Below are 24,670 nucleotides of genomic sequence, written 5' to 3' on the forward strand. Positions count from 1 at the left end.
CATGAGCGATATATCAACGCGCATCGGGCGCCGCTTCAAGGTTGCGCGGTGGGCGAGCGCCGCCCTGATGGTGTGGGCAATCGTGCCGCTCGCATCAGCGCGTGCGCAGAGCGCCGTAGCGGGCGAGCCCTTGAAGCCAGGCACGGCGCGTGTTCGGCCCGTCTGTGCCGTCGCGCGACTGGTCGCTGCGCCGAGTTCCGAGCAGCGACGGCGCGCGCACGATCTAGTGCAGCAGGGGCAGCAAGCGGCCATGCTCGGCGACAGTCCAGCGGAGCTCCGCGCGTTGCGTGACGCGTCGGCGCTCGACCCGACCGATGCGGATCTCGCATATCAACTTGCACGTGCCTACGAGACGGCGAAGGACGCGCCAAACGCCGTTGCGGAGTATTGTCGCTTTCTCTCGCTGGCGCCCACGTCGCCTGATGCGAGTGAGGTCGTTGAGAAAGTTCGAATTCTCACGCCTCCGCGACCGGAGCAGATCATCGATCTGACGCTCGCCATCTTTCGATCTGGCGTTACCGAATACCAGCGCGGGCAGTTCGCCGCCGCTGACAGTGCCTTTACGCGATCCATCCAAGCGGACAGCGAGTGGGCAGACGCGTACTACAACCGTGCGATCGTTCGGACGGCACGTGGCGATCGCGACGCAGCTCGGGCGGATTTCGCCAAGTATCTCGCGCTCGAGCCAGATGCGAGCGATCGACGCCAAGTCGCACGCCGGATGGCAGGCCTCGGACCCGAGCCGCTATCGCCAATGGTAGCGCTCGCGCTCGGCGCAGTGATACCAGGCGGAGGTCAGTTCTATGCGCATCGTCCGGTGCGCGGGGTGCTGACGATAATCGGCGTCGCCGGGGCATCCACCGTGGCAGCGTTGACGAAGACTGTCCACACCAGTTCTGGCGGGACGAGAACCGAGCGGCCGTATCTGATCAGTGGCATAGTGACTGCGTCGGTGATCGGGGCGCTGAGTGCGCTGAATGCTGCGGCACACGTTCAGGCGCTGGAGGATGTGGGTGGACGCGCCGGGATGTTCTTCGTCCCAGGGGCGAATATGCTCGGTGCGCGAATTAGCATTCCTTCGCGCTGGTAGGCCCGTCGGTCACGCTGGAGAGGTGCGATGGTCAAAACGCGAAACAGGTCCTTGGCGGTGATTGTTTCCGCACTCGCCATCGCAGCGTGTCATCACGCGTCGTCCAAGTCATCGATTCTCACAGCGGATCGACTCGGCGTATACCAGTTTTCCGAGCACCTAGCGGCCGGCGGCGATGCGGGCGAGACACTCGACATCGAGGGGCAAGCCGAGGTGCTCCGCGATTCGGTGTTGGTTGATGCGCGTCCGGGGCCCTGCCGCCTCGACACACCAATCGTTAGTCCGCAACCGTTCGTCTACCGGTGCGGAACCGTCGTACTCACGTTCGATCGACGCGATCCGATTGTCGGCTCGATTTACTCGGTCACGCTTTCGCGAAACGATACGCGACAGGTCTGCGTGCGGAACACGACCAACTCCAGCGGGCGCCCGGTCTGCGCCGAATATTCGTCGATAACGGTTCCGAGCTCAGTGAGGCTGACCGGCTCGCTGCACCTCACGCGAGTCCCCGAGTAGGGTGACTCAGTGGATGGTCGTGAGTTGCAGAATCCCTGACAACACGTTGGAAAGAATCGAGTAATTGCCGTTCGAGTTGCTTCCGTACTGAAGACGGCTGTGATAACCGTCGTCATAGCCGCGTTGGAAACCCTGGCGGAAGTAGTAGCTATAGTCTGCCTGGTCGACGTAGCTGCCGGTGTATCCGTACGTGGCCTCGCGGTACGCCGGCGCGTTGGTGTAGTTCGCCTTCCAGTGATCTTCACGGTCGGCCTGGCCGCTGCGATAGCCTTCGCGATACCCGAGGTTCACCGCCTGCCGTAACGCGTCGACGCCGAACTGATTCGTTTCGCGCGCAGCGCCGTTCACGTTGAACCGATAGGTGTGCGGCGTCGAGATGTACGCCTCCCTCGCGTAGTCGCGCTCGTTGCGAAGTTCCGCCTGCTGCCGTGCCAATTGGGCCGCGTATTCCTGCTGTGCGCGGTACTGCGCGGTTCGCTTCTGTGCCTGGAGCTGTGCAGCCTCCTGCTGGGCCGCGCGCGTCTGCTCATCGAGATGCTTGCGATAGTCGGCAGTGCGCCGCTGCTCGTCGACAATCCGGCGCCGTTGCTCCTCGGCCGCAACCGGCGGACGCGGTGGTTCGTTGCCGCCGCGTCCACGACCGCGCGCATCCTGCGCGCGTGCCGTCACGCTCGTGGCGATGAGGAATAGGGTGGCAACGCTCACCACGTGAATGGATTTCATTTCAATCGACCTCGATTGCGCGACAAAGAATGGTGGTGGCCGCGCATTCGGCGGCGACGCCCTCTGTTGGGCAACGGCCATGCCCCAGATGGACGTGCGCGCGCAAAGATTCGCACTGGTCGTCAGCAACCAATGCGTCATCAGAAAAATCGAATCGATCTCTATCGACCCGCGACGCCGGCGAATGCCGACGCCCGAATCATTGTTACGCCCGAGGCGTCGGCTTCACGAGGAACGATTGCGAATAGGACCGTCCGTTGACCGTGAGCCGCGCCGTGAACGTGCCGCTAAGCGCCGCACCCCCGGCGCCGCGTCCACCCCCACGGCCTCCACGCCCGCCGACTGGCGCAGCGATCGGCGGCCATATGATGCGGTGCATGCCGGCGTTCGTTGCAAACGGTTCTGGTGTAGGACGCCACAGCGCGCTCGTATTCGGAATCCCGCCAGCTCCACGACCACCTCGTCCACCGCCTGCACCCGTCGCCGCGGTCGCTGGCGCCTCGCTCGAAAACGTGCGAAGCGTCGCACCGCTCGCGTCGAGAATGTCGATCGTCACCGGCCCAGTCGCGCTCGCGCCGAGGTAGTAGTCGATCGGCACGCCGGCCGGTCCACCGTCCGTCGTTGCTTCATCCTTCTGCGTCGGCGTGCCGTTATCGCTTCCTGGCGGGAAGTATGTCGTGTCGGATGGTTTGAACAGGAACGCGTCAGCAGCGAGCACGGTGTTGTCGACCTGACGCAGCGCCGCAATGTCGTCGATGACCCAGAAGCCGCGACCGTGCGTGCCGACGACGAGATCATTTTCATGAATTGCGAAATCGCGTACGGACGTCACCGGCAGATTGAGTTGTAGCGCGCGCCAGTTGTCGCCATCGTCGAATGAGACGAACGCGCCGCGCTCCGTGCCTGCGAAGAGAAGTCCTCTTCGTTTCGGATCCTCCTTCACGACGTGCACATACACGCCGGCTGGAAGCCCGTTCGTGATCTTCTGCCAGCTCTTTCCCTGATCGCGCGTGCGATAGATGTACGGCTCGAAATCCTGTAGCTGATGCCGATCGACCGATGCGTATGCCGTGTTCGCGTCGAAGTGCGACGCCTCGATTCCGGTCACGCGACTCCATGCCGTGAGCGCCGGCGGCGTCACGTTCTGCCAACTCTTGCCGTCATCGGTGGTGACATGAATCAATCCGTCGTCGGTGCCGACCCAGAGCAGCGGCGCCGAGAGTGGCGACGGCGACACAGCGTAGATCACGCCGCGCTTTCCATTGCGATCGACGTGCGCAGCGGCCGCGGCGTCGAGATTCGCTGGAACGCCCGGATCTGGTCGCGTAAGATCCTGGCTGATGCGCGTCCACGTCACCGCTGAGTCGGTGGACTTGTAGAGAAACTGACTCGCGTAGTAGAGAGCGTGCGGATCTGCAGGGGAGAGAACCAGCGGCTGCGTCCAGTCGGCGCGGTCGACGCCCTGTGCAACCGGCGCAGTCGTGCCGGCAACTGGACGATTCGTCTCCAACTCCCATCGCTGACCCGTTCCGCCGAACACGACGCCCGGGTTCAATGGATCGCCGGCCGTCATCCCGCTTTCGCCACCAGCGCCGATCGGTTCCCAGTCGCGCATTGTGATCTCGGCGAACTTGCCCCGCGAGCGAACGGCACACGCACCCGAGTCTTGCTGCGCACCGGTCACCCAATAGGGCGCGCGATAATCGACGGACACGTGATAGATCTGCGCCGTGGGCTGATTGAGCCAGGAACTCCAGGTCACGTCGCGCGGATCTTCGGTCTTTGCGTTTCGCGTGATGATAGTTCCCTGATCGCTCGCCTGGATCATGGTGTTCGAGTCGTCGGGTGACACCCACGCTTGATGGTAGTCGTCGCCGCCAGGTGATCCGCGCAGCGCGACCCACGTCTTGCCGCCGTCCATCGATCGCGACACCGACACGTTCGGGACGTAGATGATGTCGGCGTTCTTCGGATCGACGGCGATCTTCTCGAAGTACCAGCCGCGTCCCCAGAGCGCGTTGTCGCCCGACATCTTCTTCCATGTCGCGCCGGCGTCATCGGAGCGATAGACGCCGCCCTGTCCCGGCGCTGCTGGTCCACCCGCACCAACGCGCGCTCCCGCTCCTGGCGGCGGCTCGGGCTCGGCGCCACCTGCGGGCACTTCAGCCAAGAGGCAATCGACGACTGCATACACGCGCCGCGGATTGCTCGGCGCAACCGCGATGCCGGTGCGACCGATTCCTTCTTTCGGCAGACCGTTTGTCAGTTTCTTCCAGGTCTCGCCGCCATCGGTCGACTTGAAGATGCCGCCGCCCGGTCCGTTCGTCGGCGCGTACGTGTACCAGGGTGGCCGCCGAGCATTCCACAAACCGGCATATACGATGTTTGAATTCGACGGATCGATCACCACGTCGACCGCGCCGACGTCGTCGTTCGGGCCGAGCACCTTCTTCCAGGTCTTGCCGCCGTCGCGCGTGCGGAAAACGCCGCGCTCGGGATTCGCCGCGTACAGGTGACCGATCGCAGCAACGAAGACCACATTCGGATTGCGCGGATCGATCGCGACCTTGCCGATGTGTTGCGTGCCGTCGAGTCCGAGGTGGGTCCATGTCTTGCCGGCGTCGACGGACTTGTACATGCCGTTGCCGAAGCCGACGGAGTCACGGAGCGTCGATTCGCCGCTGCCGACGTAGACGACGTCGGGCGCCGATGCTGCGACTGCGATCGCACCGATCGACGCGACCGGCTGCGAGTCGAATACCGGTTTCCAGACGCGGCCGGCGTCGATGGACTTCCATACTCCGCCGTTGACCGCGCCGAAGTAGAACTCGTTCGGCCTTCCGGGAACGCCGGTCGCCGCGGCGACGCGACCACCGCGAAATGGCCCGAGCATCCGCCAACGAAGACCCGAATAGAGATCTGTAATCGTCGCGCGCGCCGATGCGACCGAAGCGAGCGCGGCGTGCGGTGGCGCATGTGCCGCGAGTCCGGTGATGTTGAAACGCGGCCCGAGTACCGTCAGGGCACCGAGTTGTCCGGCTCGAACGACGAACCCGCGACGTGAGAAGGTATTCTGGGTCGAGTCGCGGGAGTCGTCAGCCGTGGGGGCGTTTTCGGAAGCGTCGTCGTTCATCGCACTCTCGTCGGGAGGAAACGGTATGCAACAACGGTAGGGCTCCCGAGAGTCGTGCGGAAGGTTAAGAAGCGCTGGCCTACCGTACGATGAGGGCCTGATCGCGCGGAAAGAGTCCGGAGTGCGCTTCCCAGATCTTGTACCGGGCCTCGCCTCGGACGAAGTCGAACAGGGGGTCGACGCGAACCATGTACGCGGAGCCGTCGCGACGCGTCACGACGGAGTCGAGCCAGCGCATCGTCGCGGCCGTGTCGCCGATGACGGCGGTCAGTTCGGCGCGTCGGAGAAACGAGACCCGCTGACCGGCCTCAGCGGCGTGCCCGAGCTGCGCGAGCGTTCGTCTCGCATCGGCGGTGAGGACGCGCCGTGCGGCGGAGTCGCTCGCGACCTTCGTCAGCACAGATGCAGCGGTGGAATCGCCCGCGATGAGTCGCGCGCGTCGAAGGTAGTCGACGGCGGCTCGCGGGCGGCCAGTCACCAGGGAGAGCTTTCCGAGCTCCTCGTAACCGCGTTTCCAATTGTGATCTTCCTCAATCATGCGCGCGTAGACTGCCTTTGAATCGTCGTAACGCCGGGCGAAGTAGAGTTGACTCGCCACGAGACGATCGAAATAGCGGCTCATGGGGTCGAGCTTGTGCGCGAGCTTCGCTTGCGCGACGGCGCTGTCTAGCTGGCCATGGTACCGGAACCAGACCGACTGCAATCCGACGACGTCAGGATCCTCCGGGTCGAGCGCGCGAGCGCGCGCGAGATTGGCGCGGGCGCGCTCCAAGTCGAGATCGCCGAAGATCTCCTTGGCTCCGAGCATGAGCCACGCATTGGCGGCAGTGCTGTCGAGAGCACGCGCCGTCTGAGCCAACTCAGCGACCTTGGCCCATGCTTCATCCGGGTCGGTCAGATCGTTCAGCGCCATGAACGAGTACGCGTGCGCCAGACCGTATAGTCCTGGGACATATCCGGGTTCGCGACGATAGAGGGCGGCGAAGGTATCGCGCGATGCGACGAAGTCGAATTCGAAGCGGAGTAAGAGGCCGCGCAGATACGAGCGATACAGCGAGGTGTCTGCTCGATACCTCGCCGGCAGACGAAGAACGGCGCGCTCGGCTTCCTGCTGTGACAGCGACGCGGACGTCGGCCGTGCGTCGAGTCGCGATCCACGCTGACGCGCCAGAAGTCCGATCAGTGCCAGCGAGACGATTGCTCCCGCCGCGATCACGCGATGCCAGTATTGTCGCACCGGCGTCGGACTCGTCAGCGATGGCATTTGTCCGATCGGAATGGAGCCATCGGAAATCGGCACGAGGCGTTCGGTGGACACAGGCGCCGGTTCGCTGGTCTCGACGGATCGCAGTTCCACCGCGAGCGCGCGGGTTTCGGCGGACGGCTCCGTCTCCAACTCGCGCGCGAGATGATCTGAGAGTTCTTGATATACCCTCAGCGCACCTGCGCGATCGCCGGAGCGAGCGAGCAGCCGCATGAGCAACCGAGCTCCCGGTTCATCGTCCGGATCGAGCCGCACGGCGCGCCTCACGGCGTCGATTTCGACGTGGCCAGCGCCGGCGAGTTCGCGCGACCGTTTCCGGGCCGCCGCACGCACCTCGCGTTGTAGCCCTGCCCGCTGCGCGTCGAGCCAGTGCTCGAAATCGGGAGCGCCCGTGACATGAAAGCCGGGTGCGAGATCTCCAGTCCATAGCGCGAGACCATCGTCTGCGCGTCCGGCCGCGAGATGGGTGCGCAACTCGAGCACGTCGCAGCGAAGTGCGCTGAAGTCGAGACCCACCCATCCCTCCCCGCGGCTGACTATCACGGCGTCGCCCAATGCTTGACGCAAAGCGTGCAGCGCATTTCTGAGCGAATGGCGTGACGACCCATCGTCCGCGTCGGGCCAGAACATCGCCAGCAACTTCTCGCGCGAATGGAGGCCCGTCGGCTCGGCAAGCGCGAGGTAGAGTAGCAACGCGAGCCGTTTTGGCTGCGTTACCGCGCTGGTTCGGCCGCTATCCGATATCGACCGTACGTCGAGGGCGCCGAGTGCTCGCAATTCGATCATGTAAGGACGGTCGGTGACGCGATGGGGACAGGTCGGGGGCGAGACAAACCTACTGTTTCCCGCTCCGCTGCGCAGTCCCTTCGGCGGACTGCTCCTGGTCTCGTCCCCGCTCTTTCGATGGAGGTTTCTGCTTATGAGTTCCAATATCAAATTTCTTATCACTTCTCTCGCCATGGGGCTCGTCGGGGCCACGCTGGTAGCCTCGTGTGCCTCGGACAGCCCGCCGCTGATCGCTCCTGGCACTGCGATGCTCGACCGGCAGCCGCTCGACGACAAAGTCTCGGTTTGTCACAAGCCGGGCGCAGGATCACAGATCCTGATCGTTGGAGCCTCCGCGTTGAAGGCCCATCTGGCCCACGGCGACTATGTGACGACGGAATTGGTGGCTCACGGCGGCCCGTCGGGCGATGGCGTGCACTTCACTCGGATCAGCGACGCACTCGCCGCTGCTCGAGAGAATCGACTTGCACACAGCGAGCTCGTGTCCGGCGCATGCCGAATCACCATCATCATGTCAGGGGAGAAATACAGCGGCACCGTGACCAGCATCCCAAGCGGCGATCTCGAGCAATTTCCGCTAGTCGTCGATGTTCCCGACATAACGCTGCATGGAGCGATGCTCATGGCAGTGGACCTCACTCTGCGCGCGACGGGCGTCGCTGCGTGGGGAAGCACCGAAAGCACTCTCGCTCCGGCCGAGCCGCTTCCGGTCATTGCAGCTGTCTCGACGCCGATCATCGTCGCGAATGGGCATCCCGGAGGCTCAGCGGGCAACGGCCTTTCCGTTGAAGGATTCGTATTCCAGTCGGGCCACAACCCGGCGGTAGATGCCGGAGGTCAGGCGATCCTCGCCGTTCGGGTCACGGGCCTGACGATTCGTGGGAATCGCTTCGAGGGCGGCTTCACGGAGTCGATAGATCTCCGCGCGTCGAACGCCAGTCTCATTTGGAACCACCTCAGTGGCACGGCGGGAACGTGCGACATCTGCCTCGCCGCACCGGGCATCTATCTCGCGACGGGAAATCGCTTGCTTGCCGGGGGAATTCCTGGGATTACAGTGGACGGCGCAGTTTCGCTGCCCGTGCCGGCCGGCGTCGAGCCGCTGCCGCTTCCCGCGACGTCGGAGGTCTGGGCCGAGATCCTGAACAATGAGGTGCGTGATCACGGGCGGCTTCCGGTCGGCGTCGGCATTCGCGTCGACGCGATGGGCGTCAACGGACCGACGGTTCACAACACCGTTCACGCAGACATCCGCGACAATCTGCTCGTCAACAATCGCTTCGGGATGATCATCCACGCAGCATTCCCGGCGCTGAACACGGACCGTAAGAGCGATATCGACGTGACGCTCCACGGCAACGTCATTCAGCAGAGCTGCGAGGCGAAGCTGCTCGTGTCGTTCGCGCGCCACCAGACGGCGCTCGGCCTCGCGTCCACTCCATATCTGCTCAACTCAACGTTCACGCTGAACCTGGGCGGTAACTTGGATTGGAACGACGTGTGGTACAGTCATCCCGCCGGGTTCGGCAACACGCTCATCGTCGACGGGCAGACGATCGCCAACGGCAGTCGCCAGCATTACGACGCTGCCGGTTGTCCGGGCAACTGATCGGAGGCGCGCCGTCCGGCTTCGAGCCGGGCGGCGTTTTTTCTGTCACGCTATTCGTGCAGGATGAAGGTCCAATGGTGGTCTTTCTGCGCTCGCCTGAGACTTCGCCGTTCACATTCGGCGAGCGTAGGAGACTCTTGTGACAGCAACACACACGATGCCCCAAGTCCGGCTCGACCGGTCGTCGCCCGCATGCTGGCGGGTGACGTTCAACAACCCGCCTCTCAATCTCATGGGGCCGGAATTCGTTCTCGAGTTCCGCGAGATCGTATCGGCCATCGAGACGGACGAAGAGGTCCGGGTTGTCGTGTTCGATAGCGCGGTCGAGGGGTTCTTCCTCAACCACAGCGACTTTCACGCAAAGATCGAAGATTTGACGAGCATCCCTCAAGGTCCCACGGGTCTTGAGGCGTGGCCGGACATACTCGTGCGTTTGACGCGCGCACCTGTGGTGACGATCGCGTTGATTCGTGGACGCGCGACTGGAAATGGAAGTGAACTAGCGCTCGCCTGTGACATGAGCTTCGCCAGCCGAGAAAAAACGGTACTGTCGCAATGGGAAGTTGGAGTCGGAATGGTTGCAGGCGGCGGACCCATGGCGCGACTCCCACGGCAGATCGGCCGATCACGCGCTCTGGAGGTACTCCTCGGCTCGCAGGACATCGACGGCGATTTGGCGCAAGCGTACGGCTATGTGAACAGGTCGCTGCCGGACACCGACCTTGATGCGTTCGTCGATGCACTCGCGACGCGGATTGCGTCATTCGACAAATGGGCGATCGCGAACACGAAGCGCCTGGTCAACGAAGCCAGTTTGCCGCCGGACGTTGAAGTCGCGGCCGGATGGGATGCGTGCATCACATCGATCAGTCGGCCATCTACGCAGGCTCGGATGAAAGCGCTATTCGAGCAAGGCTTTCATGAGCCGGGCGACGTGGAGGATCATCTCGGATCGTACCTCGGCCGCATCGGCGGCTGATCTCCACTGACGCGTTCGATCCCACAGGAGCGACGACATCATGGATCTGCTGGGCTTGGCGAAGACGATCGCCGATCGTGTCGAAGCGGAGGCCTCGCGTGTTCGAGTGCCCGTCGCCGTGTGCGTGATCGACGTTCACGGCAACATCGTTCTTCATCACCGCATGAACGGAGCGCCGTTGTTCGCGGTCGAACTCGCCGAGCGAAAGGCGTATACATCGGCGCTCGTGGGAATGCGAACCGTCGATATTCTGCCGCTCACTCAGCCGGGGAAGGAACTCTTCCCGCTCGTCGGCGTGTCGGGCGGGCGGTTTTGTGCGATGGGCGGCGGCGCGCCCGTGTCCGACGATGACCACGTCATCGCCGGCGTCGGGGTAAGCGGTGGAACGGTAGAGCAGGATGTCGCGATTCTCGAGGCAGGAGTTCAACGACAGTCCTGACTCACGCGCGACTCATTTGCAGTGAATGCTGATCGTCGCCAGAACCGGCAGGTGATCCGACGGAAAGCGATTGTCCCAGCTGTCAGGGAGGATGCCGTGCTTCAGCACATCGACGCCCGGCGACACGAGGATGTAGTCGATGATATCGCCCTCTCGCCCGATGCCGCGGAACCCGCCAACGGTGGATGACGACGGTCCATAGTGGCCTTCGCGGCTGATCTTCATTCCATCGAGTAGCGGCGGGTATGCACCAGGGATCGTGTCGCGCGTGAGCACTCGGTAGCCGACAGCGGTGGGCCTCGAGTTGAGATCTCCCGTCATCACCAACGGCAACCTCGCGGCATTGATGGTCGCTAGTCGTTCGCGGATCAGCCGCGCGCTCTGTTGACGGGCCTCTTCTCCGATGTGATCGAAGTGCGTGTTGAGGTGGATGTATTCGCATCCGGTGGCGCGGTCGCGGAAGCGGCCCCACGTGGCGATCCGCTCGAGTGCAGCGTTCCAGCCCTTGCTGCCAGGAACCTCAGGCGTCGGCGAGAGCCAGAACGTTTTGTTCTCGAGCGCCTCGACGCGATCGCGCTTGTAGAGGATCGCGCTGTACTCACCGGCCATCTTGCCGTCGGTGCGTCCGACGCCGACGCGTGAGTACTCCGGGAGCAGTGTGTCGAGATCAGCGAGCATTCCACTGAGCGCTTCCTGCACGCCGATGACGTCGGCGTCGTGGAAGCGAATCAACTGGGCGACCCACGCCTTTCGGTACGGCCAGGAATTCGGCCCGTCGCCCGTGTTGTTGTAGCGAAGATTGAAGGTCATCACGCGCATCGGCGCGACAGCTCGGCGACCGGGATCCGCGGGTGCTCCGGCAAGGGTCGGAGCAGGGTTCGATGCGGTCGCGCATGCGGCGACGAGCGCAACGAGAACGAGGAGGAGATGATGTTTTCGCATGCCGAGAAGTAATCCACGCTATGTTGCCGCTTTGCGCGCGGCGTGTCACAGTGTGGTGGGCCAATCGGTCACGAAATCATCGAGACTTTAGACAAGTGTAATGAATATTCTGCTGCTTCTTCAGCGGGCAAAGAAAAAGGGCGCGCCGAGTATCCGGCGCGCCCTTCTCGTTTCGTTCAGGCCTCGCTTACCAGCCCGGGTTCTGTCCGAGTTTTGGGTTTACTACGATGTCGGTCGTTGAAATGGGATAGAGGTACATCTTGTCGCTCCAGGCGCGCTGTGTGTTGATCAGCCACGTCAGCTGCCCGTGGTCGCCGCTCTGAAGACTGCGCTGCTGCGTCCCGCCGCTCACGTTGATGTACAACACACCCGCGACCTGCGACGTCGGCGCAGTCCCTGTATAGAAGTAGACATCGGGGATGCCGTCTTCGTTGAGGTCCATCAGCTGATTCGCCTTCGGGACGTAGAAGCCCAACCACGGCATGGCCATGAGCTCGCCATGCTTCCAGCGAAGCAGGTCCCAGAAGCGCTGGCCTTCCAGCACCAGCTCGATTCCACGCTCGCGACGGACTTCCAGGATCACCGGGTTCGAGATGTCCGGAAAGTACGTGGACTGGAGATACGGATCGACGCGCGTCGGCAACGCGCTCAAGCCGCCGGTGATTCCCGCACGAGCGCGGAGAGCACCAATCGTCTTCGCCCAATCGGCGCTGGTGATGGTTCCGAGTTCCGCTTTCGCTTCGGCGTAGTTCAGGAGCACTTCCGCGTAGCGATTGATCACGACGTCGTTCGTGTTGCATGCGCACACGTCTGCGCCTGCGTCATCGACTGTCCACTTGATCGGCATGTAGCCGGTCAGCGCCTGCGTAAACGCCGGCGGTGCTGGAACGAGGACGCCCGCGTTGAGCCGCTTGTAGCTGCCCATGCGAATCGTCTGCTGGAGGCGCTTATCGCGCCCCTTCACTTCCGTCATGAACGACAGCGTGTCGTGCCCGGCGATGTCCGTGAAGGGCGTGCCGTCGATGTTCAGGTATGTGTTGACGAACTGGCGAATCAGACTCGCGCCCACACCCGTCGTAGCGCTCGTGTAATCCCAGTTCGCCTGGTGGAGCACGCCGAGTGTTCCGTCTTCGGAGTAGACCAACATCGTCTCCGACGCCGGCGCGACTTCGCTGCTGAACAACTGACGATACGAGTTGTCCGTTCCGCCCCCTGTGTAGAGCGAGAAACGACCGCCGTCCATGATCTGCTGCGACGCATCCGCCGCTGCCTGGAGCCAGGTGTTGGCGGTGCCGCCGAGTCCCTGCGCAAGATCGTTCGCGTGATACTTCCGGAACGTGCCCTCGAAGAGCGCGATACGGGACTTCCACGCGCGCGCCACGTCCTTCGTGATCGAGGTGTGCGTCGCGTCCGTCGTGGCGGTGATGTTCGCGATCGCGTAGTCCAGGTCGTCCAGCACGTGCTGCATGACGACGTCGCGCTTGTCTCGCGCGGCGAAGAGCGTCGTGGAGTCGGTGATGTCGATCGGGCGATCGATCCACGGCACCTCGCCATACTGCTTCACCTTCGCGAAATAGAACAGCGCGCGATAGAACCGGGCGATTCCGTTGAAGTTACTCCGGGTGGCCGGGTCCACTTCACTGCCGACATTGTTGGCGATGAAGAAGTTGACGTTCCGAAGTGCCGTCCACGACCAGGAACCGATCGAGTTCGCGGTGTATTGCGTCGGTAGGACGAACGTGGACGGGCTGCGAACGGCGAGGTAGTCCGACATGTTGTCGCCGTTCGTGATGGAGGTCAGTCCCGGCAGGTTGTTCACGAACGAGTTCGCGTACAACTGCAGGCCGGCTGTGGTGCCAAAGACCGCCGTGGCATTCGTGGACGACACTGGGGTCTGGTTCATATCGCAGCCCGCAGCAAAAGCACCGAGGACGCCAAGGCATCCGACGACCGCAAGCCGCTGCATGGTCGATTTGATAGTTGTAATCATGGCTTGTGTATTAGAAGCCCAGGGTGAGGCCAAAGACGAACGTCTTCATCATCGGGTAGTTGAGTCCATCGCCGCTCGTGCCGCTGGTCAGAATCAGGTCCGAGCCCGCGCTGATGTTCTCCGGGTCCACGTTCTTCACGTACTTGAAGATCGGGGAGTACGTCCACAGGTTCTCGCCCGTCACGTAGATCGTCGTCTTATTCGAGCCGAAGCGCTGCGAGAACTTCACCGGCAGGTCGTACGCGACCTGGAGGTTCTTGAGGCGGATGTAGGAGACGTCCATCATGTACTTCGTTTGCGGCGCACCAACCGAGCGGTTCGTTCCGTTGGCGGCGTACCCGATGTAGCGCGGCAGGAACGCATCCTGGCTCGGGTTCTCCGGCGTCCAGATGACGCCCGGCTTGAGCTGCCACGTCGGGATGAGATCGTAGGGCCGGTTGTACTGACCCCAGAAGTAGTCGGCTTCCGTTGACGGCTTCCACTGCTGTTTGCCGACACCCTGGAAGAAGCCGGAGACGTTAACGCCCCGCCAGCCGGTGTTCAGGTTGATGCCATACGCGTACCGCGGCGTGGTGTTGCCAATGACGGTGAGATCGCCGTGGTCGGACAGCTTGCTCAAGCCCGGATCGATCTTGCCATCGCCATTCAAATCCTTGAATTTGAGATCGCCGGGCTTGTACCCACAGCAGCCGTTGGTCAGGTACGCCTGCGTGGCGTGGTGCGCGATGTCCGCCGAGTCGACGAAGAAGCCCTCGGTCGTGAAGCCCCAGACGTCGCCGATCCGCTGCCCAACGTAGTAGTCGCTGAGCAGGCCGTTCGGGTTGTTGTATTTCAGGATGTTCGCGTGATTGTCGGACAGCGATACTCTGATGCCGTACGTGCCCGGCTTTCCGCCGAGATGGAAGCCATCCTGCCAGCCGAGCGACATTTCCCAGCCCTTGGTCGCGAGGTCGGCGTAGTTGCCCTTCGGCGCTGCTGCACCGAAGACGGCCGGCGGCGTCAGGGCTGACGTGTACATGTTCGTTGTCTTGCGCGTATACACGTCGCCGCTGAAGGTCAGGCGGTTGCTCAACATGTCGAAGTCGAGACCGACGTTCGTCGTCGCCGCGGTTTCCCACGTCAGGCCGTTCGGAAGCACGGCCGGAGCGCTCGTCAGGTTCGGCTTCGTACCATTCGTGATGAAGCCGGACTGCGAGATGCCGAATTGCTGCTGGAACTGATAGGCGCCGACGTTACCGTTGCCCATCGTGCCCCACGAGGCACGCAGGCGCAGATCGTTCACGAGCTTCGGGTTCACTTTCCAGAACGGCTCCTGCGAAACACGCCAGGCGCCTGACACCGACGGGAAGAAGGCGAAACGCTGATCCGTGGGGAACTTCGACGAACCGTCGTACCGACCCGTGAACTCGAGCAGATAGCGGTCATCGTACGAGTAGTTGAGGCGCGTGAACGTGCCGAGGACATTCCAACGCTCGTAGCCACCCGTGATCGTCGTCGCGGTGCCGAGCGCGAGATTCAGGTCCGTGGCGTCCGGGAAGATCAGACCGTTGCGCTGCGCAAGAAGACGATCCCACGTGTGCTCTTCGTAGTTCACGCCCGCCATTGCGCGAAGCGAGTGCTTGCCGCGAAGCGTCGTGTTGAACTCACCGTAGAGGTTCGTGGCGAGGTAGTCGGTGTTCTGGTCGTCGTTCTGCAGGTCGTTGGTCGCCGTACCGAGATACGCGACGGACCCGGGGCGTGTGCTGTATGGCACCGGCACGCGACGCTGCGAGTTGGCGTCCGTTTGCTTCTGGAAGGTGAAGTCGCTGGTGAGCTGGAGGTGGTTGCCGAAGAAGTCACCAACCGCCTCAGTGGTGCTTCTGTAAACGTTGCGGTTGTAGTCGATGCCGTTCTTGCCGTAGGCGAGGTCGCCCACCGAGTAGGCTGACGCCGCGGTCAACGTACCATCGGGGTTGAACAGCGCGGCCAACGGCTGCGTGTTGTCCTCGAGGTTACGCCAGACACCGCCGCCTTCACCAACGTTGAGCGGATTGTGATACTTGCGATTCGAGAAGTCGAAGCTCGAACGCACATTCAGCCACTCGGCCATTCGAATGCCGCCGTTGGCGCGCAGATTCTTCTGCGAGAAGTCGTCGGAGTTGTACCGGAACAGGCCGTCCTGTCCGACGTAGCGTCCCGAGACCATGAACTGCGCGTTGTCGGTGCCGCGCGAGACCGAGAAGTGCTGATCGACCGCGGGAACGTGGTCGTTGTAGAGCAGCTTCATCCAGTCGGTGCTGTTGTAGTAGACGTAGTTGCCGTCTGCTCCAATGACCGTCCCAGGCTGAGTACCGGCTGCCGAACGCGCGGCGAGTGAATCCAGCAATGCCTGGTTGAAGACCATCGTCTTGTTGAACTGCTGCGGGGCGAAGCCCTGATAGGCCTGGTAGGCCTGATTGAACATCTTCGCGTACGTGTAGCCGTCCGTCACGAAATCCGGAATCGCCGTCGGCTGTTTGATGCCGTACGTCGCGCCGTAGTTGATCCGGAACTGATTTGCCTTCGGACGTTTGGTGTTGATGAGCAACACGCCGAATGCGCCACGCGCACCGTAGACGGCAGCCGACGACGCGTCCTTGAGGACCGTGATCGACTCGACGTCGTCAGGGTTGATCAGCGCGGGATCGCCTTCGACACCATCGACCAGCACGAGTGCGCTGCCGCCGGTTCCGATCGACGTCATGCCGCGGATGTTGATCACCGGCGCCTGGATCGGTTTTCCGTCCATCGGCCGAATGTTGACGTTGGGCAGCACGCCCTGGAGGCCCTGTGTCAGGTTGGGCACGGGACGCGTCGCGAGCTCGTCGCCGTTCACCTGCTCGATGGCGCTCGTGACATTTCGACGATCGGCGGTGCCGTAGCCAATCGTTACAACTTCGTCGAGCGCCAGCGGGGCTCGCGTCAGCTGAAACGCGACGGTGGCCGTTCCGTTGGTGGTAATCGTTACCTGGGATTGGCCCATCAGATAGCCAAGCCGTTGGGCAACGATTGTAACTGTTCCCGCGGGAACGTTGTTGAGGACGAACCGTCCCTGGTCGTCAGTCGTCGCGCCGAGGTTCAGCCCTTGCACTCGTACTTGGGCTGAGGGGATCGGCATTGATGCCTGCTGATCGGTGACGGTTCCGCTGATTCTTCCTTGCTGTGCGTGGGCGTTCTTGGCGAACAGCGCCAAGAGCATCGCCAGACCGGGAATGAGTAGACGGACTGTTCGCATTTTGCTCTGGGGAAAAGTTGGGGTAGCAACCACTGTCGTGCAGGCGAACAGACTATGCGTCGATGGATTGTGTCGGATCGCGGAGCAGTTTCGAGCGTGTCACGAAGCCAACACGACACGTGTCGTCAGAGGCGAGACGCCAACGCGCTGTGGAATTGCCGGCGATCATGTGTTTCGACTCTGCCGCCTGTCCGTCGCCGCCGAATGTTCCGAGGCGCGGGCGTCGGGACTTCTCCATGCCACGCAACGGGTTAGCCGGCGCAAGCATGAGTATTTCAGAATGCGTAATTGCTCAACACGACCCGCGGTTCCTCGCCTACGCACCGCCGTGCGGGTTTTGTACATCGGCCAAATTCAAGCCGATACAAGAACGCGGCCCAATCGAGACCTTGCCTGGCGCGGCCTATGCTCGCGCGCGTGGTAGGGTGAAAAGCGCCACGCCGCTTGCGGATTCGGCATTTGTTCGGTACTGTTCACGCCCGCGAAATGGATGGACGCCCGCGACGATGATCGAGGCGTCGACCACCATATAGAAAGAGGAGGCCGCGTGGACGAGAAAACGCTGTTCACAAAATTCTGGACCGACGAATCGACGACGACTCAGAAGGTCCTGTCGCGCATTCCAGACGGATCCGACTATCGGCCAGATCCCAAGTCGCGCACGGCGCGGGAGATCGCGTGGGCGATCGTCTGCGAAGAAAAGATGATCATCGACGCACTCGAGAGCGGAAAGGCCGAGTGGGCGCCGCCACCGCTTCCCGAGACGATGAAAGCGGTCCTCGATGCGTACGAGGCTCAGAGCGCCGGCATGGTGACGCGTTGGCGCAACCTCGCCGACGAGAAGTGGAACGGATCGCTCGACTTCTTCGGCACAGAACGGCCGGCCGCGCCTATGGCGTGGAGCTTTCTATTCGATATCGTGCATCATCGGGGACAAATCTCGACCTACCTACGCCCGATGGGGTCGACGGTGCCGCAGATCTACGGGCCGAGCGGCGATGAACCGTAAGGAATAGCGTCGAGTATCACGGGACGATCTTCTCTTTGGGGTCGAGACGGATGATGAACAAGCCGTTGTTGACGTCCGGCACGTACACCAGTCCGTTCTTGACCACCGCGCCCCACGTGAACGCGGCGTTCGGCACGTTTCCCTTTGGGTCGACGGTGTTCACGTGCGTCATTTCTCGTTGCTGTGCTCGAAGATCGCCGCGCAAGTCGCCCGATAAATCGAACGCTCGAAAGCCCGCATTGTACGCGCCCATGTACAGCGTGTCGCCGACGACCCACATGTTGTGAACGCCGCCGAACTCGGGTTCGTACCACGCGACCTGCTTGGGATGAAAGATGTCTGATACGTCCACGATGTGAAGGCCGCCCCACGCGCGCTCCGGTGCGACGGAGCCGCGCGGGTTCGTCGCACCGAAGGGAAGGATCTCGTCGCCCACCAACACGTAGTTCTTGTAGCGCCATGCAGTGTGCGTTCCACCGATCACAGACGTACCGCTCGCCTGAGCCGGATACCGTTGCGAGATCAGGTCGTACTTGAATTGCGACACGAGCTGCGGATTTGACGGTGAGCCGCCTTTGATGCCATTGCCCACGTCGAGAATCACGAGGCCGTCGTTGAGGTAGCTCGCGTAGAGCAAGCCGTCGTGAACATCCACATCGTGCAGGTATCGGCCGGCGTCCGTGCGCGGCACTTCCCACGTGGCGACCTGCTTTGGATGCGCCGGGTCGTTGATGTCTACGATGTGCAAACGGCCGGTGCCGTCGGCGGTGATGTAGGCGAAGCGGCCATACTTCGCTTGCGTATTGACGTAGGCGGAATGCACGCCTGACGTGACGGGATCAGAGAACTCTGATGCCGGTTTGGGGTGCAACGGATCGTCGAGCGTATAGATGACGATGCCATTCTTGCGGTTGTCGGCGCCCTCGCGAGTCATGACGAGGACCTTGCCATCCTCCGATGACATCACGTCGTTGACCACTCGTGCGTTCAAGACCACCGAATCGGCCACGACGGGGGCCGCAGGGTTGCTCACGTCGATGACGTACACGACGCCTGCCTGCAAAGTGCCGAGATACGCCACCTTGCCGTTTGGATGGACCCAGACCTCAGAGGTGGGATACGCGCTCCGCACCACAGACCCGACAATCGTCGCGGGACGACGCACGTCGCGCACGGCTGCCGTCGCCGTCGCGCTTGCCGCGCGCTGACCGAGCATCGCGGTGACCGTGTACGTCCCGGGCTGGTACGCGACGAACGCGCCATCCTGGCCGATGAGTCCTTCGCCCGGAGCAAATAGCCAGGTCGGCGTGAGACCAGTAATCTCGTGTCCCGACGCGTCGGTCACCGAAAGGGTGAAGTGAACGACGTCACCAGTGCGCACCTGCGGTGCCAATGGCGAAATCGACAACGAACGCACGTTCGCCGAGACCACGTCGACGACGAGTTGCTCACGCGCCGCGCCGGCTTTCGCAGTGATGGTCGCCTTGCCTGGTGCGACGGCCGTGATCGTGCCGTCGCCGGAGGTGCGTACCACAGCGGTCGATGAGCTTGACCATTCTATACGATCGTTGGCGCGAAGATCGCCAGTCGCCGAGTGAACGATGGTTCGGAGGCGAAGCGATTGGCCGGCAAGCAACTTGGCCGAGCGCGGCTCAATGGCGATGGAGGCCGCGGGACCCGCGTGCACGGGAATCGTCACACGCTGAATCACCGGCCGCTGCCCTTCCGCAATCGCGGTCACGGCAATGACGAGAACTCCGGGCGCGCCGGCCGACACCAGCCCATTCTGATCGACACCACCTTCAAAGATCCCTAAACTGCGTTGAAAGCGTATCGTCACGTTCGGAATGACGCGCCCGGCCGAGTCTACCGCCTCGGCTTTGAGCTGCAGCGGCTGTCCAACGGTGACCTCTGGTGACGCGGGCGTGACGACAACGCGAGCCACCACGGCGCTCTGTGCGCCAAGTACCGCGGGAAACAGTCCAACGATGATCGATGTCCATATTCTGGAACGCTGCATCATATCCGTCCGCATCTATTGTTTCGGTTCATCTCAAGTCGCCCTACAGGCGGGCCACTGATCGCGCGATATCGAGGAACGCCGGCAAAATCGTGCTCCGGTTATCCGCGCGCCACGCTGCGTCGATGCGCGTCACCGCCGCGGCGGATCGAATCGGATAGTATCGAACGCCACGCCAGCCCATCTGCTGTACGGACGCCGGAATGATCGTGACGCCGAGTCCGGCCTCGACCAGGCTGATGGTCGTGTACAACTCGCGACTCGTCTGCACGATGCGCGGATGAACGCCGGCCTCGGCGCACACTGCGAGAACGTGCGCGTGAAGCCCCGGCGCGAGGTCGCGAGGGAAGAGCACAAAGTCCTCGTCGGCAACGTCGATGAGACGCAGCCGTTTGTGACTCGCGAGCTCATGTCGCTTACTGACTGCGAGCACGAGGCGCTCTTTCATCATCGTCTCCGTGACGAGTTCCGCATCGCGCGGTGGTTGGCGCAAAAAGCCGATGTCCAACTCGCCAGTTCGCAGCGCGATGAGCTGCGGGCCGGTCGGCAGCTCGCGGAGCTCGAGGCGCACGCTCGGAAATTCCTGGCGGAATCGTCGAATGATTCGTGGTAGTGTCAGGAACATGACCGACGACGCAAATGCGACGGTCAATGTTCCGGTTTCACCGCGAGCGGCGCGTCGTGTGGCATCGGTGACACTGTCGAAATCGGCGATCAAGTGTCGGCCTTTCTCGAGCAGTGTGCGGCCGGCGGCGGTCAGCTGCACGCGCCGGTTTTTCCGCTCGAACACGCTGACGCCGAGGGTGGCTTCGAGACGTTGGATCTGGAGGCTGAGCGGTGGCTGCGTGATGCCGAGCCGGCGCGCGGCGCGGCCGAAGTGAAGTTCTTCGGCGACGGCCACGAAGTACCGTAGGTGTCTGAGCTCGATTTGGTCGATCATACTGATCGTGAATCGATCATGGGCGGACCATATGTTGTACAATCGTTTGTCGGCGCGCCACTCTCTGCGCGCTCGTCATCCAGGCAGACCTCCCTCCCTCAAACGACATGACGCGAATCGTTCTGTCATCACTGTCGGCCGCAACCTCGCTCCTCGCGCTAATTGGCTGCGCGCCGACGCACGCTCCCGCTGCCACACATGCGGCGTCTGTGCTTCCCGAGTTTGTCGTTCCCAATCGAGGCAATAGTCCGTTCTCGCCGGTGGTGCGAGTGGGAAATCTGTTGTTCGTCGCGGGGCAGCTAGGCACGGACAGCAGCGGTTTGGCCAAGGGCGGGATTGGACCCGAAACAACGGCGGCGATGAACAGAATCAGTCAGCTGCTCAAGCAGGCCGGTTCGTCACTCGACCGTGTGGCGAAGTGCACGGTGATGCTCGCCGACATGAAGGATTGGGCGGTGATGAACGACGCGTACAACGCGTTCTTTCCGCAGCGACGTCCGGCGAGGAGCTCGTTCGGCACGACTGGACTTGCTCAGGGTGGTCACGTCGAGATCGAATGCATTGCGACGGTTGATTGATACCGCAAAGCTATCGATACTGCTTCGACAATATATTGGACATTTGAGCCACCCGACGCCAATATCTGCCGTTACGCTGCTATTTTCCCGCCAGCTGTGCTGAGGACGCGCACGCCGACGCTGCACTTCGCGCGTCATCCCGCAAGAGTTCACGCTTCATGTCGAACCCGCACTTCTTTTTTGTCCGCACGCCGCGGCATTCCGTCGAAATCCACTTGCACAACGAGGAGTAGAGGATGAGACCCGGACGATTCGCACGATCGTTCTCCCGTGTGCTCATGGCAGGTACGCTGTGCGTGGTCAGCACCGCAGCATGGGCGCAGGGAACGATCACGGGCCATGTGACTGCGCAAGGCACTCGCGCACCGCTGAGTGATGCGCGCGTCTTGGCGCTCGGCACGAACGCCGCAGCCAACACGGCGCAGGACGGCAAGTACACCATGAATGGTGTACGGGCAGGCACGATCGAGGTTCAGGTGTTTCGGCTTGGCTACCAGGCGGTGAAGAAGACCGTCACGGTGACCGCCGGTAGCACGACCACTCTCGACTTCGAGCTAACCACTGCCGTCGTCGTGCTGCCGGACGTCGTGACGACCGCCACCGGTCAGCAGCGCAAGATCGAGCTCGGAAACGCGGTGTCCAATCTCGGCGACGTGTCGACGCGCATCGAGCAGACGTCGATCACCAACATGAGTGACCTGCTCGTGGGGAAAGTGGCCGGCATGGTCGTGATCCCCGGAGCCTTCACCAACGGCGCGCCGCTCATCCGCATCCGCGGCTTGAACTCGATTTCGCTGAACAACAGCCCGATCTTCGTGGTCGACGGTGTTCGCATGAACATCGGTGGATCGTCGTCGAACGGCGGCAACTTGGCGGCCGGTATCAGCGTCATCAACGACCTCGATGCGTCGTCGATCGAAGACGTTGAAGTCGTGAAGGGTCCGTCGGCGGCGACGTTGTATGGAACTGACGCGGCGAACGGCGTGGTGGTGATCACCACGAAGCGAGGAAAGGCCGGCAAGAATCGCTGGACCTTCAATGCCGAGCAGGGTAGCCTCGTCGACAAGTCGAACTATCTGACGGCGTATATGATCTGGGGGCACGCGCCCGGTTCGACGACGCCCGCGCGCTGCTACACGTACACGATCTCGGCGGGCACCTGTATCGCCGACAGCTCGTCGTCGCTCAACATCATGACCGACAAGACCGGTCTCTCGCCGCTCGCCACTGGCTATCGCAATCAGTGGAATGCGCAGGCGAGCGGCGGTACGGAAGCGGTTCGGTACTTCGTGAGCGGTGGTCTCGAGAACGAGACTGGCCCGATGAAGATGCCGGGCTTTTCGGTGGCGCGTCTGGACTCGGTGGCTGGCGGCGTACGTTCGGAGTGGAACCGCCCTGAGTACTACCAGAAGCTCAACCTGAATTCGAACATAGCGATGGCGTTGAGCCCGATCTTCGACCTCGACGTCTCGGCTGGCTTCGTGAAGGTCGATGAGGGATTGCCGCAGACGAACAACAACACGTTCAGCCCGACCTATCAGTCGATGATGGGACCCGGGTTCAAGACGGCAGGCCCCGGATACACCGGCATTGGCGGCTTGGGTGAGAAGCTCAACGGGTACAACAGCTATGTCCCGTCGGAGATTTTCCAGAACGTCAACCAGAACGCGAGTCAGCGTCTGATTGGTTCGGTGCACGGCGCGTGGCGCCCGTTTGCGTGGATGCAGAACGACGGCACCGTTGGCGTCGACTTCCTCAACCGCACCGGAATTTTCCTCTGTCGCTACCTGGAGTGTCCGGCGTCCGGAACGCTCCGCCAAGGCTCGACGTCGTCATCCACGACGAACAATCGCAACTTCTCGGCGAAGCTCACGAGCACGTCGACGTGGCAGGCGAAGCCGTGGGCAAATCTGAAAACCACGTTCGGCTCCGATTACACGAACGTTGAAAACGACGGCACCAGCGCGAGCGGTACGACGTTGCCGCCGGGTGCGCAGTTGGTCGGTTCGGCTGCGGTGACAAGTGCAAGCAATACGCTTTGGACTGCGACGAAGACGTGGGGCTACTACGCGCAGGAGCAGGTTGGGTTGCGCGATCGGCTCTTCCTCACGGCGGCAGTGCGCGCCGATCAAAACAGTGCGTTCGGCACGAACTTCCAGAACGTCGTGTACCCGAAGTTCAGCGTGTCGTGGCTCGTGTCGGACGAGGGGTTCTTCCCGAAATTCGGATGGCTGGACCAGTTGCGCCTCCGCAGCGCGTACGGCGCGTCCGGCGTGCAGCCGGGTGCCACCTCGGCGCTGATTACGTACGCATCGACCACGGTGAATCAGCCCGTGATCGCCGTAAATCCAACCGGATCGGATACGCCTGGTCTTCGCGCGAGCGCGCTCGGCAACCCGAACCTCAAGCCGGAGTTGTCGGCTGAAACCGAGGCTGGGTTCGAAGCGCGTGTACTGAAGAATCGCGTGAACATCGATTTCACGTACTACAGCAAGCAGACGCGCGACGCGTTGATCAGCCAGAGCATCGCGCCGTCTGCCGGTCCGTCTTCCACGACCGTGCTGAGAAATCTCGGTTCGGTCAAGAACGCGGGTGTTGAACTCACGGTGCAGACGACGCTGTTCGACACGCGGCGCTTTGCTTGGGACGTGACGCTCAGCGGCTCGCACGGCAGCAACAAGCTCGTGAGCCTTGGCGTGGATGCCACGGGCGTTCCGAACAAAACGATCGGCACTGGTGCACTGCGTGATTCCGTCGGTCTACCAATCAACGCGTACACCTACCGCGCGTATCACTACAGCGACCTGAATAAGGACGGCTTCATCACGGCGAACGAGGTCACGGTAGACCAGAACATCTCGTATACCGGCTACTCGAGCCCGCGCGACATCGCGTCGGTCGCCAACGGCTTCGACCTGTTCGGCCGCAAGGTTCGCATCAACAGCTTGTTCGACTACAAGGGCGGTGGACTGCTCGTCAACACCAATCTGGCATTCCAGTGCGCCAACACGCCGCGCTCGTGCCAGGACGTTTCGACGCTCAACTCCCCGTTGGCACGACAGGCAGCGGCGATTGCGGCGAGTGGTCCCTTCACGGGTCAGTCGACGACTCCGGTTGGTTACACAGAGACGTTGCAGTTCTGGAGATTCCGTGAGCTGTCGGCCACGGTCAGCTTGCCCGACAAGTTCGCCAAGGGTTGGCTCCGCGCCGAGAGTGCGGCACTCACCTTCGCGGGTCGCAACCTGCACACCTGGACCGCGTACCGCGGTGTCGACGTCGAAGAGAACGGGATTCCGATCTTCGCGTTCAGCAACGACGTGCAGAACACGACGTTCAGCCAGGGACCGCGCCGGTACTTCACGGTCAAGGCCACTCTCCACTACTAGCCACCCTTCGAGG

17 protein-coding genes are annotated in these 24,670 nt (G+C 62.4%); 8 read left to right on the plus strand and 9 right to left on the minus strand.

Features of this window, described 5'->3' with window-relative positions; genetic code table 11:
- The first annotated feature begins 1 nt into the window (after position 1).
- Positions 2 to 1,090, plus strand: coding sequence for a hypothetical protein (locus AC6H4Z_RS04110; protein ID WP_497545467.1), 1,089 nt, complete (start codon positions 2 to 4; stop codon positions 1,088 to 1,090).
- A gap of 27 nt (positions 1,091 to 1,117) precedes the next feature.
- Positions 1,118 to 1,606, plus strand: coding sequence for a hypothetical protein (locus AC6H4Z_RS04115; RefSeq protein WP_497545468.1), 489 nt, complete (start codon positions 1,118 to 1,120; stop codon positions 1,604 to 1,606).
- Between the two features lie 6 nt (positions 1,607 to 1,612).
- Here the strand turns inward: AC6H4Z_RS04115 and AC6H4Z_RS04120 are convergent, their stop codons facing one another.
- From AC6H4Z_RS04120 to AC6H4Z_RS04130, 3 genes are all read right to left on the minus strand, one after another.
- Positions 1,613 to 2,329 (minus strand): hypothetical protein, encoded by a 717-nt coding sequence (locus AC6H4Z_RS04120; RefSeq protein ID WP_497545469.1) that lies wholly within the window; start codon positions 2,327 to 2,329, stop codon positions 1,613 to 1,615.
- A 205-nt stretch (positions 2,330 to 2,534) separates the two neighbouring features.
- A complete protein-coding gene (locus AC6H4Z_RS04125; protein ID WP_497545470.1) occupies positions 2,535 to 5,462 on the minus strand; it encodes a WD40/YVTN/BNR-like repeat-containing protein in 2,928 nt (975 codons plus the stop codon).
- Between the two features lie 79 nt (positions 5,463 to 5,541).
- On the minus strand, positions 5,542 to 7,512 hold the full coding sequence (locus AC6H4Z_RS04130; protein ID WP_497545471.1) for an AfsR/SARP family transcriptional regulator: 1,971 nt from the start codon (positions 7,510 to 7,512) through the stop codon (positions 5,542 to 5,544).
- A gap of 172 nt (positions 7,513 to 7,684) precedes the next feature.
- Between AC6H4Z_RS04130 and AC6H4Z_RS04135 the strand changes: the two genes are divergently transcribed.
- The 3 genes from AC6H4Z_RS04135 (at position 7,685) to AC6H4Z_RS04145 (ending at position 10,539) form a co-directional block, all read left to right on the plus strand.
- A complete protein-coding gene (locus AC6H4Z_RS04135) occupies positions 7,685 to 9,121 on the plus strand; it encodes a hypothetical protein (protein WP_497545472.1) in 1,437 nt (478 codons plus the stop codon).
- Positions 9,122 to 9,278: 157 nt separating this feature from the next.
- A complete protein-coding gene (locus AC6H4Z_RS04140; protein ID WP_497547010.1) occupies positions 9,279 to 10,100 on the plus strand; it encodes an enoyl-CoA hydratase/isomerase family protein in 822 nt (273 codons plus the stop codon).
- Between the two features lie 40 nt (positions 10,101 to 10,140).
- Entirely contained in the window at positions 10,141 to 10,539 is a 399-nt protein-coding gene (locus AC6H4Z_RS04145) for a GlcG/HbpS family heme-binding protein (RefSeq protein ID WP_497545473.1), read from the plus strand.
- 12 nt (positions 10,540 to 10,551) lie between these two features.
- Here the strand turns inward: AC6H4Z_RS04145 and AC6H4Z_RS04150 are convergent, their stop codons facing one another.
- The 4 genes from AC6H4Z_RS04150 to AC6H4Z_RS04165 all read right to left on the minus strand — a co-directional run bounded on the left by AC6H4Z_RS04150 (position 10,552) and on the right by AC6H4Z_RS04165 (position 16,992).
- The gene (locus tag AC6H4Z_RS04150; RefSeq protein WP_497545474.1) at positions 10,552 to 11,481 is read right to left on the minus strand and encodes an endonuclease/exonuclease/phosphatase family protein; all 930 of its coding nucleotides are present in this window, start codon (positions 11,479 to 11,481) and stop codon (positions 10,552 to 10,554) included.
- A gap of 187 nt (positions 11,482 to 11,668) precedes the next feature.
- Positions 11,669 to 13,471, minus strand: a complete 1,803-nt coding sequence (locus tag AC6H4Z_RS04155) for a RagB/SusD family nutrient uptake outer membrane protein (protein ID WP_497545475.1) — start codon at positions 13,469 to 13,471, stop codon at positions 11,669 to 11,671.
- Positions 13,472 to 13,481: 10 nt separating this feature from the next.
- The gene (locus AC6H4Z_RS04160; RefSeq protein ID WP_497545476.1) at positions 13,482 to 16,724 is read right to left on the minus strand and encodes a SusC/RagA family TonB-linked outer membrane protein; all 3,243 of its coding nucleotides are present in this window, start codon (positions 16,722 to 16,724) and stop codon (positions 13,482 to 13,484) included.
- A gap of 52 nt (positions 16,725 to 16,776) precedes the next feature.
- On the minus strand, positions 16,777 to 16,992 hold the full coding sequence (locus tag AC6H4Z_RS04165) for a hypothetical protein (RefSeq protein ID WP_497545477.1): 216 nt from the start codon (positions 16,990 to 16,992) through the stop codon (positions 16,777 to 16,779).
- 279 nt (positions 16,993 to 17,271) lie between these two features.
- On the opposite strand from AC6H4Z_RS04165, the gene AC6H4Z_RS04170 reads away from it, so the two are divergent.
- Positions 17,272 to 17,733, plus strand: coding sequence for a DinB family protein (locus AC6H4Z_RS04170; RefSeq protein WP_497545478.1), 462 nt, complete (start codon positions 17,272 to 17,274; stop codon positions 17,731 to 17,733).
- 16 nt (positions 17,734 to 17,749) lie between these two features.
- Here AC6H4Z_RS04170 and AC6H4Z_RS04175 read toward each other — a convergent pair whose 3' ends face one another.
- Together AC6H4Z_RS04175 and AC6H4Z_RS04180 are read right to left on the minus strand one after the other, a co-directional pair.
- The gene (locus tag AC6H4Z_RS04175) at positions 17,750 to 19,753 is read right to left on the minus strand and encodes an Ig-like domain-containing protein (RefSeq protein ID WP_497545479.1); all 2,004 of its coding nucleotides are present in this window, start codon (positions 19,751 to 19,753) and stop codon (positions 17,750 to 17,752) included.
- A 43-nt stretch (positions 19,754 to 19,796) separates the two neighbouring features.
- Positions 19,797 to 20,693, minus strand: a complete 897-nt coding sequence (locus tag AC6H4Z_RS04180) for a LysR family transcriptional regulator (RefSeq protein WP_497545480.1) — start codon at positions 20,691 to 20,693, stop codon at positions 19,797 to 19,799.
- 107 nt (positions 20,694 to 20,800) lie between these two features.
- Here AC6H4Z_RS04180 and AC6H4Z_RS04185 point away from each other — a divergent pair, with 107 nt between their 5' ends.
- Complete coding sequence (locus tag AC6H4Z_RS04185) at positions 20,801 to 21,271, plus strand: RidA family protein (protein WP_497545481.1); 471 nt, start codon at positions 20,801 to 20,803, stop codon at positions 21,269 to 21,271.
- A gap of 236 nt (positions 21,272 to 21,507) precedes the next feature.
- Complete coding sequence (locus AC6H4Z_RS04190) at positions 21,508 to 24,657, plus strand: SusC/RagA family TonB-linked outer membrane protein (RefSeq protein ID WP_497545482.1); 3,150 nt, start codon at positions 21,508 to 21,510, stop codon at positions 24,655 to 24,657.
- The last annotated feature ends 13 nt before the right edge of the window (positions 24,658 to 24,670 follow it).

Source organism: Leucogemmata humicola (assembly GCF_055379415.1).